General features: G+C 59.3%; 16 protein-coding genes and 1 riboswitch. Of the genes, 4 read left to right on the top strand and 12 right to left on the bottom strand.

Annotation, left to right across the window (positions count from 1 at the left end):
* Window position 1: 1 nt before the first annotated feature.
* The 3 genes from RTCIAT899_RS09735 to grxD all read right to left on the bottom strand — a co-directional run bounded on the left by RTCIAT899_RS09735 (window position 2) and on the right by grxD (window position 3,018).
* A complete protein-coding gene (locus tag RTCIAT899_RS09735) occupies window positions 2–1,297 on the bottom strand; it encodes a multidrug effflux MFS transporter (protein WP_051043212.1) in 1,296 nt (431 codons plus the stop codon).
* A 13-nt stretch (window positions 1,298–1,310) separates the two neighbouring features.
* Window positions 1,311–2,543, bottom strand: a complete 1,233-nt coding sequence (locus tag RTCIAT899_RS09730) for a multidrug effflux MFS transporter (RefSeq protein WP_015340051.1) — start codon at window positions 2,541–2,543, stop codon at window positions 1,311–1,313.
* A 139-nt stretch (window positions 2,544–2,682) separates the two neighbouring features.
* Window positions 2,683–3,018: a Grx4 family monothiol glutaredoxin gene (gene grxD / locus RTCIAT899_RS09725; protein ID WP_015340050.1), complete on the bottom strand. Its 336-nt coding sequence runs from the start codon at window positions 3,016–3,018 to the stop codon at window positions 2,683–2,685.
* Between the two features lie 380 nt (window positions 3,019–3,398).
* On the opposite strand from grxD, the gene RTCIAT899_RS09720 reads away from it, so the two are divergent.
* Both RTCIAT899_RS09720 and RTCIAT899_RS09715 read left to right on the top strand, forming a co-directional pair.
* Complete coding sequence (locus tag RTCIAT899_RS09720) at window positions 3,399–3,701, top strand: hypothetical protein (protein ID WP_015340049.1); 303 nt, start codon at window positions 3,399–3,401, stop codon at window positions 3,699–3,701.
* 213 nt (window positions 3,702–3,914) lie between these two features.
* The gene (locus RTCIAT899_RS09715) at window positions 3,915–5,114 is read left to right on the top strand and encodes a hypothetical protein (RefSeq protein WP_015340048.1); all 1,200 of its coding nucleotides are present in this window, start codon (window positions 3,915–3,917) and stop codon (window positions 5,112–5,114) included.
* Here the strand turns inward: RTCIAT899_RS09715 and RTCIAT899_RS09710 are convergent.
* The 4 genes from RTCIAT899_RS09710 to RTCIAT899_RS09695 form a co-directional block, all read right to left on the bottom strand.
* Complete coding sequence (locus RTCIAT899_RS09710) at window positions 5,100–5,333, bottom strand: BolA family protein (RefSeq protein ID WP_004108912.1); 234 nt, start codon at window positions 5,331–5,333, stop codon at window positions 5,100–5,102. The genes RTCIAT899_RS09715 and RTCIAT899_RS09710 overlap by 15 nt on opposite strands.
* Window positions 5,334–5,347: 14 nt before the next feature.
* Entirely contained in the window at window positions 5,348–7,579 is a 2,232-nt protein-coding gene (purL, locus tag RTCIAT899_RS09705) for a phosphoribosylformylglycinamidine synthase subunit PurL (protein WP_015340047.1), read from the bottom strand.
* A gap of 170 nt (window positions 7,580–7,749) precedes the next feature.
* Window positions 7,750–8,256, bottom strand: coding sequence for an acyloxyacyl hydrolase (locus RTCIAT899_RS09700; RefSeq protein ID WP_015340046.1), 507 nt, complete (start codon window positions 8,254–8,256; stop codon window positions 7,750–7,752).
* A 224-nt stretch (window positions 8,257–8,480) separates the two neighbouring features.
* Complete coding sequence (locus RTCIAT899_RS09695; RefSeq protein ID WP_015340045.1) at window positions 8,481–9,899, bottom strand: aminotransferase-like domain-containing protein; 1,419 nt, start codon at window positions 9,897–9,899, stop codon at window positions 8,481–8,483.
* Window positions 9,900–10,004: 105 nt separating this feature from the next.
* Between RTCIAT899_RS09695 and RTCIAT899_RS09690 the strand changes: the two genes are divergently transcribed.
* Together RTCIAT899_RS09690 and RTCIAT899_RS09685 are read left to right on the top strand one after the other, a co-directional pair.
* Window positions 10,005–10,250 (top strand): DUF1127 domain-containing protein, encoded by a 246-nt coding sequence (locus RTCIAT899_RS09690; RefSeq protein ID WP_081598400.1) that lies wholly within the window; start codon window positions 10,005–10,007, stop codon window positions 10,248–10,250.
* An 86-nt stretch (window positions 10,251–10,336) separates the two neighbouring features.
* A riboswitch (ZMP/ZTP riboswitch) is annotated at window positions 10,337–10,418 on the top strand.
* Window positions 10,419–10,439: 21 nt separating this feature from the next.
* Window positions 10,440–11,399: a threonine ammonia-lyase gene (locus RTCIAT899_RS09685; protein ID WP_015340043.1), complete on the top strand. Its 960-nt coding sequence runs from the start codon at window positions 10,440–10,442 to the stop codon at window positions 11,397–11,399.
* Window positions 11,400–11,464: 65 nt separating this feature from the next.
* Here RTCIAT899_RS09685 and RTCIAT899_RS09680 read toward each other — a convergent pair whose 3' ends face one another.
* From RTCIAT899_RS09680 to RTCIAT899_RS09660, 5 genes are all read right to left on the bottom strand, one after another.
* Window positions 11,465–11,872, bottom strand: coding sequence for a hypothetical protein (locus RTCIAT899_RS09680; protein WP_015340042.1), 408 nt, complete (start codon window positions 11,870–11,872; stop codon window positions 11,465–11,467).
* 109 nt (window positions 11,873–11,981) lie between these two features.
* Complete coding sequence (gene purQ, locus RTCIAT899_RS09675) at window positions 11,982–12,653, bottom strand: phosphoribosylformylglycinamidine synthase subunit PurQ (RefSeq protein ID WP_015340041.1); 672 nt, start codon at window positions 12,651–12,653, stop codon at window positions 11,982–11,984.
* A 103-nt stretch (window positions 12,654–12,756) separates the two neighbouring features.
* Window positions 12,757–12,999 carry a phosphoribosylformylglycinamidine synthase subunit PurS gene (purS, locus tag RTCIAT899_RS09670; RefSeq protein WP_015340040.1) on the bottom strand — a complete coding sequence of 81 codons (243 nt, stop codon included), beginning with the start codon at window positions 12,997–12,999 and terminating at the stop codon, window positions 12,757–12,759.
* Window positions 13,000–13,016: 17 nt separating this feature from the next.
* A complete protein-coding gene (purC, locus tag RTCIAT899_RS09665; protein WP_015340039.1) occupies window positions 13,017–13,781 on the bottom strand; it encodes a phosphoribosylaminoimidazolesuccinocarboxamide synthase in 765 nt (254 codons plus the stop codon).
* 266 nt (window positions 13,782–14,047) lie between these two features.
* The gene (locus RTCIAT899_RS09660) at window positions 14,048–14,602 is read right to left on the bottom strand and encodes an RBBP9/YdeN family alpha/beta hydrolase (protein ID WP_041677461.1); all 555 of its coding nucleotides are present in this window, start codon (window positions 14,600–14,602) and stop codon (window positions 14,048–14,050) included.
* Between the last annotated feature and the right edge of the window lie 107 nt (window positions 14,603–14,709).

Below are 14,709 nucleotides of genomic sequence, written 5' to 3'. Positions count from 1 at the left end.
CTCAGACGTGACCCATGCCTGGTTCCAGGGCCGGCGTATCGCCAGGATGGGTGAAGAGCTTGCCGCGTTCCGCCCACAGCGTTGCGACGATCGACAGCGCGCCAAATATGGTGAAGCCGGCAAGTAGCGGCTGTGCAGTGCCATCGAACATCTGGCCGACGACGCCGCCGAGCAGGACGCCGACTGTCGTGGAAATCGAGCTGGTGATGGCGGCTGCCGTTCCCGCCAGGTGTCCCATCGGCTCCAGGCTGATGGCCATGCAGTTGGTGGTAATGACGGCGAACATCATCAGCATGACCGAGATCAGTACATAAATGAAGATGAAGCTCGGCTGGCCGAACATTCCGACGACGTAGCCGACGGCTCCAAGGACGGTGAAAACAATCATCGCGGCGTGGGAAATGCGGCGCATGCCGAAGCTGCGGACGAAATAGCCATTGGCAAACTGCGCGACGGCGGTGCCGGCTGCCGTTGCCGCAAAGGCGATCGGGAACGTGTCCCCGAGGCCGTAGACCTCGCCGAAAACCTGCTGCACGGAGACGATGTAGGCGCAGATGACGCCAGTATAGAGCGTCAGGCCGATCATGTAGCCGCAGGTGATGCGGTTGGTCAGTACGGTCTTAAAGCCGGACAGCACGGAAGCGACCGAGAGCGGCAGGCGCTCTTCAGCGGGCAGCGTTTCCTTCATGCGGAAGAAAGCGACCAGGAAGAGGGCGGCGCTGACGATGCCGAGCAGGATGAAGATCCATTGCCAGTTCGAATAGGCAACGATCATCTGGCCGACGAAGGGCGCGACCATCGGCATGATCATGAATACGATCATGACATAGGACATGACGCGGGCCATTTCGCGACCGCCGAAGCAATCGCGGACGATGGCGAGCGTCGTGATGCGCACGGCCGCAGCGCCGACGCCCTGGGCAAAGCGCATGGCAAGCAAGGCAAACAGGCTGCCGCTCCAGGCCGCGGCAAACAGGGTCACCGTATAGAAGGCAAGACCGCCAAGCAGGATGTATCGTCGGCCATAGGTGTCCGACAGGCTACCGAAGAAAAGCTGACAAATGCCGAATCCGAGGAAATAGACGCCTATGACGAGCTGGATGTCGTTCGGATTGGCGACATTAAGCGACTGGCCGATATTCGGCAGCGCCGGCAGCATGCTGTCGATGCCCATGGAAATGCTGGCAGTCATCAAGGCGATCGTGAGGATGAATTCCACGATGCCAAGACCGATGCGGCTGGAGCCGGACTGCACCGGCGGCTGAGCCGGCGACTGGGATTGAGGCGGGGTTGTCATTCGAATATGCCTGTCAATGTAAAGCGAGAGACTGATCGGCCGGAGGAGGCGCATTGTGCGGGCGGAAGAGGCGTCCCCTTTCGGCGATCACTACGAAGACCAGACCGATCAGCGAAACGGTGAAGTAGCCGATGACCATCGGCGTTGCCGTACCGTTGAAATACTGGCCGATACCGGCGCCAATCGAGGCGCCGCCGACCGTGCTCATGAAGCCGAGCACGGAGGAGGCGGTGCCGGCGACATGGCCGAGCGGCTCCATGGCGAGAGAATTGAAATTCGAGCCGATCCAGCCGAACTGGAACATTGCCAGCGCGAAAAACAGCATGAACAGTGGGAAGGACATCGGTGCCGGGCCATAGAGCTGCACCAGCATCCAAATGAAGGTGATGAAGGAGAAGCCGAGCAATGCCGCATGGGAAAGCCGCCGCATGCCGAAGCGGCCGACGAGCTGTGAGTTTATGAAGGAGGACAGCGCCATGAAAAGCGCCACGCCGCCAAAGGCAACTGGCGTGTACACGCCCAGCCCGTAAATGCCGCTATAGATCTGCTGCGCCGAATTGATGAAGCCGAACAGCGCCCCGAACAGGAACGTGCTGGCCAAGGTGTAACAGAGTGCTACGCGGTTTGTCAGAACCATCCTGAAGGCGGAGGCTACCGATCTGATGGTCAGCGGACGGATATTTTCCGGCTTCAATGTCTCCGGAAGCCGGAAATACATCCAGAGACCGACGAGCGTCGCCATGGTGCCGATGAAGACGAAGATCATGTGCCAGGTGCTGACGAGCATGATGATCTGACCGCTTCCTGGCGCGATGACAGGCACGATCATGAACACCATCATGATGAGTGACATCACTTCGGCCATCAGGCGGCCGCCGAAGACGTCACGGACGATGGAAATGGTGATGACGCGCGTTGCCGCCGATCCCAGGCCCTGGATGAAGCGGAGCGCGAGGAGGCCGGCAAAAGACGGAATAAGGGCAATGCCGAAAGCGGAGATGACGTAGACGGTCAGGCCGATCAGCAGGGGCAGGCGGCGGCCGAAGCGATCCGACAGGGGGCCGTAGATGAGCTGCGCCGAGCCGAAGCCGATCAGATAGGCCGTTACCACATATTGCCGATGATTCTCGTTCATCACGCCGAGGCTGGAGCCGATCTGCTGCAATGCAGGGAGCATGATGTCGATGGCAAGCGAATTGATCGCCATCAGAAAGGCCGCGAGTACGATGAACTCGCGTTTGCCCATGGGCAGCTGCCCCTGGGACATGGCCTGGGATGAAGTCGTCACGGTTTTATTCCCATAAACATGTCAAGGCGCCGCCCGGCGGCAGCGCCCAATTGATCAAATTTAACTATGGAAACCGGACGAGGAGCCCGGTGCCCGGTCAGGCGGCGCCGCGAACGCTGATGCCGTGTTCCTGAAGGTGTTGCTGCAACTCGCCCGCCTGGAACATCTCGCGCACGATATCGCAGCCGCCGATGAATTCGCCCTTCACGTAAAGCTGCGGGATGGTCGGCCAGTTGGAATAGTCCTTGATGCCCTGGCGAATCTCGGCATCGGCAAGGACATTGATGCCCTTGTAGTCGACGCCGATATAATCGAGAATCTGGACCACCTGGCCGGAGAAGCCACACTGCGGGAACTGGGGCGTGCCTTTCATGAAAAGAACGACGTCGTTGTTCTTAACTTCATTATCGATGAATTCGTGAATGCCGCTCATTGTCCAGTTCCTTTCACATGCGGGGTCAAGGTCCGCAGCGTTACATCTGTCCCTTAAATAGCAAGCAGCCGACAAGATTTCCAGCCGCAAAACATACGCATCGTTTTTTTCATCGCATGAATGGACCCACGAATTGACGGCCTGGGACCGCAGCGAAAATGGCGCATTGAGCTGATTTTCTGAATAGTGCGTTTTGAAAACGACCCTTCAACTCCGTGCCTGAACAACACACATAAATGTGAAGCAAGGGACGGTTAATAGTAGTCTGCTATCTAATTTACAAACGATCGGTATGTTTGTAAAAGTGTTTCGATTGATGCGATTTGGCGCGTATCGGTCCCTTGTGAGCATCGCAGTCGCATTTTGAGGGAGCGGACACCATGAGCCACCACCATTATTCAGACGGGCAGGTTGGTGAAGAGCGCGAATTTTATAGCTCTGAGGACACCAGCGAAGGCGAGCGGGAATATTTCGAGCACGTGCGCACGCCAAGAGCATCGATCCTGAATAGCGCAGTGACTGTCAGTGCCATCGTCCTTATATTGAGCATCGCTTTCGGCTATCGTGCCGCGACCGCCCCGACGCCGCAGCGGATGGCGTCTCCTATCGCCGAAAAAATCATGATTGCTCCACCGGTAGACTCGTGTGCCGAGGCTTCTCCATATCCTCGCCATGAATGCTGAGACATGCCGTGCTGCCACACTATGGCACGTTAGCGAGCGGGATTCTTGGGAACAGGCCCCTTTCTGCCCGCCGCAGCGATCGTGAACGGTTGATTCCAGACTTTTTATTTTCAGCGGACTATATTGCTCCGCCATGAAAAAGCCGGCAGTTCGTGGTCATGGCCATCTTCAGTTTTATCAGTGCTATTGGCGCCCCCGGGGACAGACTGCAATATGAATCCTATCAAGAAGAGGGTGGTTCTCCACTTCCCTGGCTTCGAGCCGCTGGACGCTGCCGCACATCGGGCTCGTTACGAGCGTTCTGCGCGGCAGAGCGCCGCCGCCTGGGATTTCACCGTGTCAGTGGACGAGATGAAGAATTTCGGCCGTGCGCCGTATTTCGATGTCACGGCGACGGCTGCGGACTGGCATACGCAAAGCCGCATTCACATCGTCGATCATAACGATCTGGTTGCCACGCTGAATGGCAGGCCATTCTTCACGCGGTTGATGCAGGGCTATCTTGCCGCGGCAAAAGTTGCCGCTTCGGGCGGCATGACCGGCTATTTCCGTCATGCATGGCGCTTCGGCCTGTTCTTTATCTTTCCCTTTCTGCTGATGCTTGCGGGGTTGATTCTCAGCCTGTCGATCGCGTTTGCGCCAATCCTTTTCGGGCTGCCGGCCTGGAGCCATATCGGCAGCATCGCGCTCGCAGTCGCCTTTTTCGTCTATGTCTTCCTGCCACAAGCCGAAAAGCTGCATACCTTGCATCTCTTTTCCGATTGGGAGATGGCGGTGGCGATGGCGGGTTTGAACGGAATAGGCGCTGAACAGTGGCTGGAAGCCAGCGCCGTCAGCGTCCGGCAAGTCTTGGATGAGCCCGACGTCGAAGAGTTCGTCATCTCCTCGCATAGCATGGGCTCGTCCGTGGCGGCTCACGTGGTCGGCTTGTTGCTGGAGCGCGAGCCGGACCTGCTGCAAGGCAAGCGCGTGGTGTTTACGACCCTTGGCAGTGCCATCCTGCAATGTGCTCTCATGCGGTCGGCAAAGGTGTTGCGCTCACGCGTCGGATTGATCGCGCGCTGCCAGGACATCTTCTGGCTCGACGTCCACTGTCTGACCGATGCAATCCATTTTTATAAGGCGAAGGTCGCGGCTGTTTGCGGCCATGAGGATGTCCAGCAGGCTTCGATCCTCTTCGTGCGCTTCAAGCAGATGCTGTCGGAAAAGCATTACAAGAAGATCAAGCGGGATTTCCTGCGAGTTCACCGGCAATATGTGCTCGGTCCCGATCTCAGGGCCTTCTTCGATTTCACGCTGATGACAGCCGGTCCGCTGCCGGCTGCGGATTTCGCTGAATTCTCAGCGAAGAGATTGCCGGAGCTGAGCTTCCACTCCGGCGAAGCGGCGCAGGCGCTCTCAGTCGGGCGCTGACGTCTGCAGCGCGAGGGCGTGCAGCACGCCGCCCATATTACCCTTCAAGGCATCATAGACCATCTGGTGCTGCTGCACGCGGCTCTTGCCGCGGAAGGCTTCCGCGACAACTTCGGCTGCATAGTGATCGCCATCCCCGGCCAGGTCGCGAATCGTCACCTTGGCGCCGGGAATGCCGGCCTTGATCATGTCTTCGATATCGCCGGGGTTCATGGGCATAGGTGGTACCTCGATTATTCAGCAGCGGCGAGCGCGCTGCCATCCATGAAGGCAGGAAACCACGATTCATACGCCTCGCGCAACTGTTCAACCGGAAGCGTTAACAGGCCATCGACAACGAGTGCATCGCCCCCGACCGTTCCCAGACGGCGGAAGGGCACGCCGGCGCTTTCAGCATTGATACAGACGAAATCGGCGACATCGGCCGGAACGGCGATGACGTAGCGGGCCTGATCCTCACCGAAAAGTGCTGCATGCGGCAGGGTCTTGTGTTCGGAGAGATCAATGTTCAGGCCCTTGCGGGACTCCATCGCCATTTCAGCGAGCGCCAACGCCAGTCCGCCGGACGATATATCGTGGCAGGCCGAGACCTGACCGTTGCGGATGGCGGAGCGGACGAAATCGCCGTTGCGGCGCTCGGCAAAGAGATCGACTTCCGGAGCCGGGCCATCGGTCGAGCCAACGATATCGCGCAGATAGATCGAGGAGCCGAGGTGGCTGCCGTCGACACCGATCATCAGCACACGGTCGCCTTCGGAAGCGGAGCCGATACGGGCCATCGCCTTCCAATCCGGCAGCAGGCCGACGCCTGCGATCGTTGGGGTCGGCAGGATGGCAACGCCATTGGTCTCGTTGTAGAGCGAGACATTGCCGGAGACGATCGGGAAATCCAGCGCGCGGCAGGCTTCGCCGATGCCCTTAACGGCGCCGACGAACTGGCCCATGATCTCGGGCTTTTCCGGATTGCCGAAGTTCAGATTGTCGGTCGCGGCCAGCGGCTCGGCGCCGGTTGCGGTGATGTTGCGCCAGCATTCGGCGACGGCCTGCTTGCCACCTTCGAAGGGATCGGCTTCGACATAGCGCGGCGTGACGTCGGAGGAGAAGGCGAGAGCCTTGGTCGCATGGCCCTCGACGCGGACGACGCCGGCGTCGCCGCCGGGAAGCTGCAGCGAATTGCCTTGGATCAAAGTATCGTACTGTTCGTAGACCCAGCGGCGGCTGGACTGGTTGGCGGAGCCGACCAGCTTCAGCAGAGTCTGACCATAATCTTCCGGCGCAGCGACGAGATCCGCGGGCAGGGCGGCGCGCTTGTCGGATTCGCGCCACGGACGGTCATATTCCGGAGCCTGGTCACCGAGATCCTTGATCGGCAGATTTGCAACTTCCTCGCCCTGATGGATGACCCGGAAACGCAGGTCGTCGGTCGTCTTGCCAACGATGGCGAAATCCAGACCCCATTTGACAAAGATCGCCTTGGCGACGGCTTCCTTTTCCGGCTGCAGCACCATGAGCATGCGCTCCTGGCTTTCCGACAGCATCATTTCATAGGCGGTCATCCGCTCTTCGCGCACCGGCACCTTGTCGAGATCGAGCTCGATGCCGAGGTCGCCCTTGGCGCCCATTTCGACGGCGGAGCAGGTAAGGCCAGCCGCACCCATGTCCTGGATGGCGATGACGGCGCCCGTCTGCATCAGTTCCAGGCAGGCTTCCAGCAGGCACTTTTCGGTGAAGGGGTCGCCAACTTGAACGGTCGGGCGCTTTTCCTCGATCGATTCGTCGAATTCGGCAGACGCCATGGTCGCGCCGCCGACGCCGTCACGGCCGGTCTTGGCGCCAAGATAGACGACCGGCAGGCCGACGCCCTTGGCTTCGGACAGGAAGATGGCGTTGGATTTCGCAAGGCCCGCCGCAAAGGCGTTGACCAGGATATTGCCATTGTAGCGCGCATCGAACTCGACTTCGCCGCCAACAGTCGGAACGCCGAAGGAATTGCCATAGCCGCCAACGCCGGCAACGACGCCGGAGACGAGGTGGCGGGTCTTCGGATGATCCGGTTCGCCGAAGCGCAAGGCGTTCATGGCGGCGACCGGGCGAGCGCCCATGGTGAATACGTCGCGCAGGATGCCGCCGACGCCTGTGGCAGCACCCTGATACGGCTCGATGTAGGACGGATGGTTGTGGCTTTCCATCTTGAAGACGACGCAGTCGCCGTCATCGATATCGACAACGCCAGCGTTCTCGCCCGGCCCCTGAATGACGCGCGGTCCCTTGGTCGGCAGGGTGCGGAGCCACTTCTTGGAAGACTTGTACGAGCAGTGCTCGTTCCACATGGCCGAAAAGATGCCGAGCTCGGTGAACGTGGGCTCGCGGCCGATCAGATCCAGAATGCGCTGATATTCATCCGGCTTGAGGCCGTGGGCGGCAATCAGTTCGGGGGTGATCTGGATCGAATTGGAAATGGTCATGGGCGCTCGAGTGTCCTTGCCTGTAAAGGATTGGAAGACCGGTCAGGGATCGGGGTCTCTTTAGCGCAACTCTCCCTGTCGTGCGACAGGAAAATCACCGGCGTTCACAACACGCCGGCATAGATGTAGCGAAAATCGAGCGCGCGGCCATGGGCGGTCGCTTCGCAGGGTCAGAATTTGTAGCCGACCATGATGCCGGCACGCGTCATGCCGCCGTTAGGCCCATCGCAAAGATCGGCATGCGACGAGTGCGCGATCTGCGCCATTACGTTCCAATGATTATCGAAATTGTAGCCGAGGCCGGCATATTCGTGGAAGAGCAGGCGGCAGCCGAGCATCGGACCATGCTCTCGCCAGTCGTCCAGGTTGCCGGTGTGCACCGTGCCGCCGAAGCCGAGTTCGGTGAAGATGCCGTTGCTATTCGTGAGCGTCCAGGAAAGGCCGCCATAGACCTGCGTCGCGGAGCCCGACGTACCGATCGACGTGCCTACATGGATACGAGGATGGGTCAGCTGATCCTTCCAGTCGGCGGTCGGATTGTAGCCGAACGGATTGAAGAGGACCTGGACATCCGGGAAGACGCCGCTTTCGTGCTCGTTGCCGCTCTGGATGGAGCCGCTTGCGCCGAAACGCAGTTCGTCGAAGATCTTGACTGGAGCGGCGGGAGTAGCCGCCACCGTATCCGCAGCGGTTGCGGCCGATTGACCTGCAACAAATACCGAACTGATTACCAGAAAACTAGAAACTAAACGCTTGCTGAAAAAGCTTGCAATAGCCATGCGCTCCCCCTGGTATAGCGGGCGAATCCTCACTTTTATTGATAGAACGGTAGTGTGCTAAGTGTCGAGGCGACGAATGCGCATTTAAGCAAGATGTCTGTCGATAAATTGATAAGGCTTGCTTAAATGTGACTATCGTAACCGGATGAGCCGTTTTCCAACAACCTGCGTAATGTCATGAACCCGGCGGCAACATCTTTTCGCTGTGGCGGCGACGAAAAGGCGACACGGACGCGATGATAGACTCTATCGATTCGGGCTGCCTTGAATTCATCCTCGTCATCGATGAGCACGCCTTCGGAGAGGGCTGCATTCTTGAAGGTACCCGAAAGCCAGGGTTCCGGCAGCTTCAGCCACAGGAATGGCAGATGCGGATGCGAGTTGAACTCGAAGCCCGATAATGCCTCACGTGCCAATTGCTCACGTGCCTTGATCTCTTCGACGGATTTGCGGCGCAGTTCCAGGGCATGACCGCCGAGTACGAGCCGGGCGCAGGTTTCGGCCAATATGAAAGGCAAGCCGCCTGTCGTCATCTTGTGCGTGACCTTGATGCGCTGGGCGAAATGCGGCGGGCAAGCGACCCAGCCGCCGCGCACGCCGGCTGTCACCGATTTAGACAAGCTGCTGACGACGAAAGTCCGCTCGGGCGCAATGGCCGCCATCAGCGGGTTCTGGTCGCCGGTCATGCCGCCATAGAGGTCGTCCTCGATCAGCCATACGCTGTGGCGGCGCGCAATGGCGGCAATCGCCCGGCGTCTTGCCTCCGGCATTGTCACCAGCGTGGGATTATGGGCCGTCGGCATCAGGAAGGCGAGGCGCGGATGCTGCTGCTGGCAGAGACGTTCGAAATCCTCCGGGATCATCCCATGCTCGTCCGAATCCACGAGGATCGAGCGCCTTCCGAGCAGGCGCGCGGCGCGGCTGATCTGCGTATAGGTGAGGTTCTCGAAGACAATCTTGTCGCCCGGCGAAGTGACGGCGGAAATGACTGCTATGGCGGCTGCGTGCGCGCCGAGCGTCGGCACGATCGTCTCGATTGCCGGCTGCCAGCCGTTGCGGGCAAGCCAGATCTGCCCGGCCTCAAACCAACTTGCCGGGAAGTTCCTGGAATAGGAGGAGATCTCTGTCTGGTGCTCGCTGCTGATGTCGGCGAAGAGCTTGCCGATGATCGCACCCTGGCCGATGTCGGGGGCGGCGGTCGTGTCGAAGCGGATCTTGGCGTCGGGCGTATTCAGACCGCGGGTGCCGGCAAGCGCCTGGGTGATCGGATCGACAAGCTCGATCTGCTTGCCGTTCGAACGCTCGAGAACATAGGTGCCGCGGCCGACTTCGCCAGCGACGAGGCCGCGTTCATGCACAAGGGCATAGGCCCGGCTGACCGTGCCGATGGTAACGCCGATATCGTAGGCGAGATTGCGTTGCGGCGGCAGCTTCGTGCCCGGCGGCAACACGCCATGCGTGATCGCGTTTTCGATGGCGTCGGCGACGCGGATGTAGACCGGGCCGGTTCCGCTTGAAATGTCAGGGAGCCAATTTGTCATAATGACAATTTCCTAGATTGTCCCTGTCATTGAGTCAAGAGTATGAGTCAATTTGTATCGTCTTGCTCGATACTCGAAAATTGTTACCCTCATGCGAGAATGAAGATGAGCGCAATAGATACAATCTGCCCGGCTGAGGCGCAAACTGCGTCCTTGGCAAGCGCAAAGGTCAGGGCGGCGGCACCAAAGCTGCGCCCGATGCGTCGGCTTTGGGCCGTTTATCTGCATTGGCTGGAGAAGCGTGAGAGCCGCTGGGTTCTGCGAGGCCTAACGGATGACCAGTTGAACGACGTCGGCCTGACCCGGCGCGAAGCGGCAACGGAAGCAAAGAAGTCGTTTTTCTGGGGTTGAGCGGGCTGCGCCGCATATCAAGCTAACGCGCCTCCTATTCAGGCTATTTCACATCCTTGACATCCCGTGGCCTGTGAACGAGTTTGTACTGGCTGCGCGACTGGCGGATTATAATGGAAAACCATTGTGGAACGCAGCCTCATATGCCGACCCGCCTGGGCCTCGCTGAGAAATGCAATGGAGGCTCATATGCGCTTGGATATCGATCGGATCGAAGCCGCTGCCACGACCATACACAAGGTCTTTCGGCATACACCGCAATACATCTGTGAAAGTTTGAGCCGGGCGCTGGGCTGCCGGGTCGTTCTCAAAGTCGAAACGATGAATCCTGCGCGCTGCTTCAAGGGGCGTGGCACCGAGATGGTTTTGGCGAGGCTCCAGTTACAAGGTGACAAGAAGTCGGTCGTCTGCGCCAGTGCGGGTAATCTGGGCCAGGCACTCGCTTATGGCGGTCGACTGAGAAACTTTGATGTCACGGTAACGGCGTCCGTCGCCGCAAATGCCTTCAAGGTGGAAAAGATGCGGCTACTTGGAGCAAATGTCGTGTTGGTCGAAGGGGAGATCGAAGCCGCGCTCCAGGCAGCCTCTGATCATGCCGAAGAAACGGGTGCCTTCCTCGTGGAGGACAGCAAGAACCTCGACACTTGTGAAGGCGCCGCGACAATCGGGCTCGAGCTTTCCGAACTTCCTCAAGCGCTGGATGCCGTCTTGGTTTCTCTGGGGGCCGGGGCAATGGCGACGGGCATCGGCTATGCCCTGAAGTGCCGGCGGCCGAATGTGGAGATAATCACGGTCCAGCCCCGAAATGCACCGGCTATGACCCTTTCCTTCAAGGCGAAGCGGATCGTGGACGCGGGCGCCCCGAACACCATCGCCGATGGTGTGGCCGGACGCTATGTGATCCCGGAAATTCTCGATGATCTATTGGTCGTCGCTGATGACGCCCTTTTGGTCAGCGAGGACAGCATCAAGGAGGGGATGCGACTTCTATACTTTCATTCGGGACTTGTCGTGGAGCCCGCCGCCGCCCTTGGCGTCGCCGCCATTCTTGAGAATCCACAGCGTTTCGCCGGTAAGACGGTGGCAACCGTTCTCTGCGGCGGCAACGTCGAACCCAAGGCGTTCGAAGCGTGGATTGGGAAATCCTAAAGGTGAGCTTGTTTCAAGCTGAGCAACAGCCTCGTCGCTGGCAACATAGCGGCGGTGGCAGACCTTTATTGGCAGCCCTTCGATCCCCCAGCCCAGCGATTGACGTCGCCGGTGATGCGGCCGCCGGAGGCGCCTGACATCATCGGACCGAAGGCCTGCAGCTGTGCGGGATTGCCTTCCGCTTGCACAACGAGCGAAGGCCGGCCGGTCGGATGCTTCTTGTCGACCACGAGGATGCGCGGGCGACCGGTAAAGGAATTGAGCTCGGGAGCGAGCTGATAGCTGGCAAACGCCGGGTCCGAAGACTTGAACCAGCATGCATTGGCGTTGAGCATGATGCGTTCCATCGTCGACAGGGCGCTGTGATCGGTCGCAATGATGCTCGGCGGGCGCGGGCCGCAAGAGGTGACCAACAGCCCAAGCATCGCGATAGCGGCGGCGGAGTAAAGTCCTGTCAGGAGGCGAGGGCGCATCAATCTCTTTCCAATAAGGCGGTGGAGCTGGTCTGCCGGGTCGCATTCCGGCGCCCTGCTGTTCGATCCAAAAACGCCGATTTTATGGTTCTGATAGCGGGCTCGCCTATCAGGCCGCGATCACGCCAAGCGCGGACGCAAACAGACCGCGACCGTCGCTGCCGCCATGGGCCGCCTCGATCAGATTTTCCGGATGCGGCATCATGCCAAGCACATTGCCCTTGGCGTTCATGACCCCGGCGATGTCGTTGACCGAGCCGTTCGGGTTGGTGCCTTCGGCATAGCGGAAGACCACCTGGCCATTATCCTCGATCGCCTTCAGCGTTTCGGCATCGGCGAAATAGTTGCCGTCGTGATGTGCGACCGGGCTGCGGATGACCTGGCCCTTGGCATAGGCGGCCGTGAAGTCCGTTTCGGCATTGACGACTTCCAGCTTCACTTCGCGGCAGACGAATTTCAGCGAGGCGTTGCGCATCAGCGCGCCGGGAAGCATGCCGGCTTCGAGCAGGATCTGGAAACCGTTGCAGACGCCCAAAACCTTGACGCCCTTGCCGGCCTTGTCCTTGATTGCCTGCATGATCGGCATGCGGGCGGCGATCGCGCCGCAACGAAGATAATCGCCGTAGGAGAAGCCGCCGGGAATGACGATCAGGTCGACATCCGGAATCTCGGTCTCCGTCTGCCAGACCGTCACGGGCGCATGGCCGGAAATCTTGGTCAGTGCCGCGATCATGTCGCGGTCGCGATTGAGGCCGGGGAGTTGGACGACTGCTGATTTCATGATGCTGTTCCCGCAATAGGCGACGAATAATCGCTGGAATGTGCTTCGTGAGCCATACTTCATTGTCTTAAACAAAGGAAGGATGGCTCGCGAAAGAAGACAATCAGTCGATCGAAATGCTGAAGTTCTCGATGACCGTATTGGCGAGAAGCCTCTCGCACATGGCCTTCAGATCGGCTTCGGCCTTGTTCTTGTCGGTGCCTTCAAGCTCGAGATCGAAGACCTTGCCCTGGCGGACCTGATGGACGCCGTCAAAGCCGAGTGCGCCGAGCGCACCTTCGATTGCCTTGCCCTGCGGATCGAGAACGCCGTTCTTCAGCGTGACGGTTACACGAGCCTTGATCACGATTGTCCTTTCTGAACTTACTTGACGAGAACCGGGCCCGTGCCGCGCACGGGTTCGTTTTCATTGATGATGCCGAGGCGGCGAGCCACTTCCGAATAGGCTTCGAGCAGGCCGCCCATGTCGCGACGGAAGCGGTCCTTGTCCATCTTCTCGTGGGTTTCGATGTCCCAGAGACGGCAAGAGTCCGGCGAGATTTCGTCGGCGAGGATGATGCGCATCATGTCGCCTTCGAACAGGCGGCCGCATTCGATCTTGAAATCGACGAGCTGGATGCCGACGCCGAGGAAAAGGCCGGTCATGAAGTCGTTCACGCGGATGGCGAGCGCCATGATATCATCGAGCTCGGCCGGATTGGCCCAGCCGAAGGCGGTGATGTGCTCTTCGGAGACCATCGGATCTTCGAGCGCGTCGGACTTATAGTAGAATTCGATGATCGAGCGCGGCAGGACCACGCCTTCCTCGATGCCGAGGCGCTTGGCGAGCGAGCCGGCGGCGACGTTGCGCACGACAATCTCGAGCGGAATCATCTCCACTTCCTTGATCAGCTGCTCGCGCATGTTGAGGCGGCGGATGAAGTGGGTGGGAATGCCGATCTTGTTCAGATGGCTGAAAATATACTCGCAGATGCGATTGTTCAGAACACCCTTGCCATCGATGACTTCGTGCTTCTTCTTGTTGAAGGCGGTGGCGTCGTCCTTGAAGAACTGGATCAGCGTGCCCGGCTCAGGCCCCTCGTAAAGGATCTTGGCCTTGCCCTCGTAAATACGGCGGCGACGGTTCATTGGTATTCTTCTCTGTCTTTGGCGCTCATGGGACAGCGCAAGTGGATCGTATGTGGGCGTCCCCATAACGGATAAGAAGCGAATTCACAATCCGCCTGCGCCTCCTTCCTCGGAATTCCGGCCTCGGTGGGGTGCCAATGCCAGATTCGGGGTCCAGTCATGACCTGTTTTACAGGTTTTTATCTGACGATGGAATGAAGGTGCCGGGTACTTCACAGGCTAGTGAGGCGAGGTATGCCTCTATTCATCGTCATTCAGCGATAATACTACGGCTTCAGCTGGCTGAGAAACTTCGAAAAGACCATTGTGCCCTCCGGCCAGGGGCCGTGACCGGATTCGGTATTGATATGGCCGGATTCGCCTGCATCGATCAGTAGCGAGCCCCAGCTGTTGGCAATATCGTCGGCATGCTCATAGGTGCCGAATGGATCGTTGCGGCTGGCGATGGTGATCGATGGGAACGGCAGGGGATCGCGCGGGTAGGGACCGAAGGTCATCAGATGCTTTGGCCGGATGCCGGGATTGGCGACATCCGGCGGCGCGACAAAAAAGGCGCCTGCGACCTTGTTGCGGAAATGCGGGATCGCATGGATCACCGAGGGAACGCCGAGGGAATGCGCGACCAGCACGACCGGCTTGTCCGAGGCATTCACTTCTTCCGCAATGCGGGCCACCCAATCGTCGCGCACGGGCTTCGACCACTCCGCCTGTTCCACGCGCCGCGCGGTCGAGAGCTTCTGCTCCCAGCGGGTCTGCCAGTGGTCGGGGCCGGAATTCGTATAGCCGGGGATGATGAGGATGTTTGCGTCGGAGGCTTTCATGATTTCGCCGATGTGGAAAAGGGGAGCCCAACTGTCAAGTGAAAAAGGCGACAATTGCGGCAAAATTTGCTATGATTACTGCTGCCGGTAGCGAATGACGATGTCGG

Origin of the sequence: Rhizobium tropici CIAT 899, assembly GCF_000330885.1 — a bacterium.
Lineage (GTDB): Bacteria > Pseudomonadota > Alphaproteobacteria > Rhizobiales > Rhizobiaceae > Rhizobium > Rhizobium tropici.
The sequence above is the reverse complement of the archived record's forward strand: the minus strand, read 5'-3'. Positions and strand labels throughout refer to the sequence as shown.

Bases quoted from the DNA above. Each gene is read 5' to 3' on its own strand.
- RTCIAT899_RS09695 (WP_015340045.1), bottom strand. From the start codon at position 9,899: ATGACAAATTGGCTCCCTGACATTTCAAGCGGAACCGGCCCGGTCTAC.
- RTCIAT899_RS09735 (WP_051043212.1), bottom strand. From the start codon at position 1,297: ATGACAACCCCGCCTCAATCCCAGTCGCCGGCTCAGCCGCCGGTGCAG.
- purC (WP_015340039.1), bottom strand. From the start codon at position 13,781: ATGAACCGTCGCCGCCGTATTTACGAGGGCAAGGCCAAGATCCTTTAC.
- RTCIAT899_RS09685 (WP_015340043.1), top strand. From the start codon at position 10,440: ATGCGCTTGGATATCGATCGGATCGAAGCCGCTGCCACGACCATACAC.
- purQ (WP_015340041.1), bottom strand. From the start codon at position 12,653: ATGAAATCAGCAGTCGTCCAACTCCCCGGCCTCAATCGCGACCGCGAC.
- purL (WP_015340047.1), bottom strand. From the start codon at position 7,579: ATGACCATTTCCAATTCGATCCAGATCACCCCCGAACTGATTGCCGCC.
- RTCIAT899_RS09660 (WP_041677461.1), bottom strand. From the start codon at position 14,602: ATGAAAGCCTCCGACGCAAACATCCTCATCATCCCCGGCTATACGAAT.
- RTCIAT899_RS09715 (WP_015340048.1), top strand. From the start codon at position 3,915: ATGAATCCTATCAAGAAGAGGGTGGTTCTCCACTTCCCTGGCTTCGAG.
- RTCIAT899_RS09690 (WP_081598400.1), top strand. From the start codon at position 10,005: ATGAGCGCAATAGATACAATCTGCCCGGCTGAGGCGCAAACTGCGTCC.
- RTCIAT899_RS09730 (WP_015340051.1), bottom strand. From the start codon at position 2,543: ATGGGCAAACGCGAGTTCATCGTACTCGCGGCCTTTCTGATGGCGATC.
- RTCIAT899_RS09710 (WP_004108912.1), bottom strand. From the start codon at position 5,333: ATGCCCATGAACCCCGGCGATATCGAAGACATGATCAAGGCCGGCATT.
- grxD (WP_015340050.1), bottom strand. From the start codon at position 3,018: ATGAGCGGCATTCACGAATTCATCGATAATGAAGTTAAGAACAACGAC.
- RTCIAT899_RS09680 (WP_015340042.1), bottom strand. From the start codon at position 11,872: ATGCGCCCTCGCCTCCTGACAGGACTTTACTCCGCCGCCGCTATCGCG.
- RTCIAT899_RS09720 (WP_015340049.1), top strand. From the start codon at position 3,399: ATGAGCCACCACCATTATTCAGACGGGCAGGTTGGTGAAGAGCGCGAA.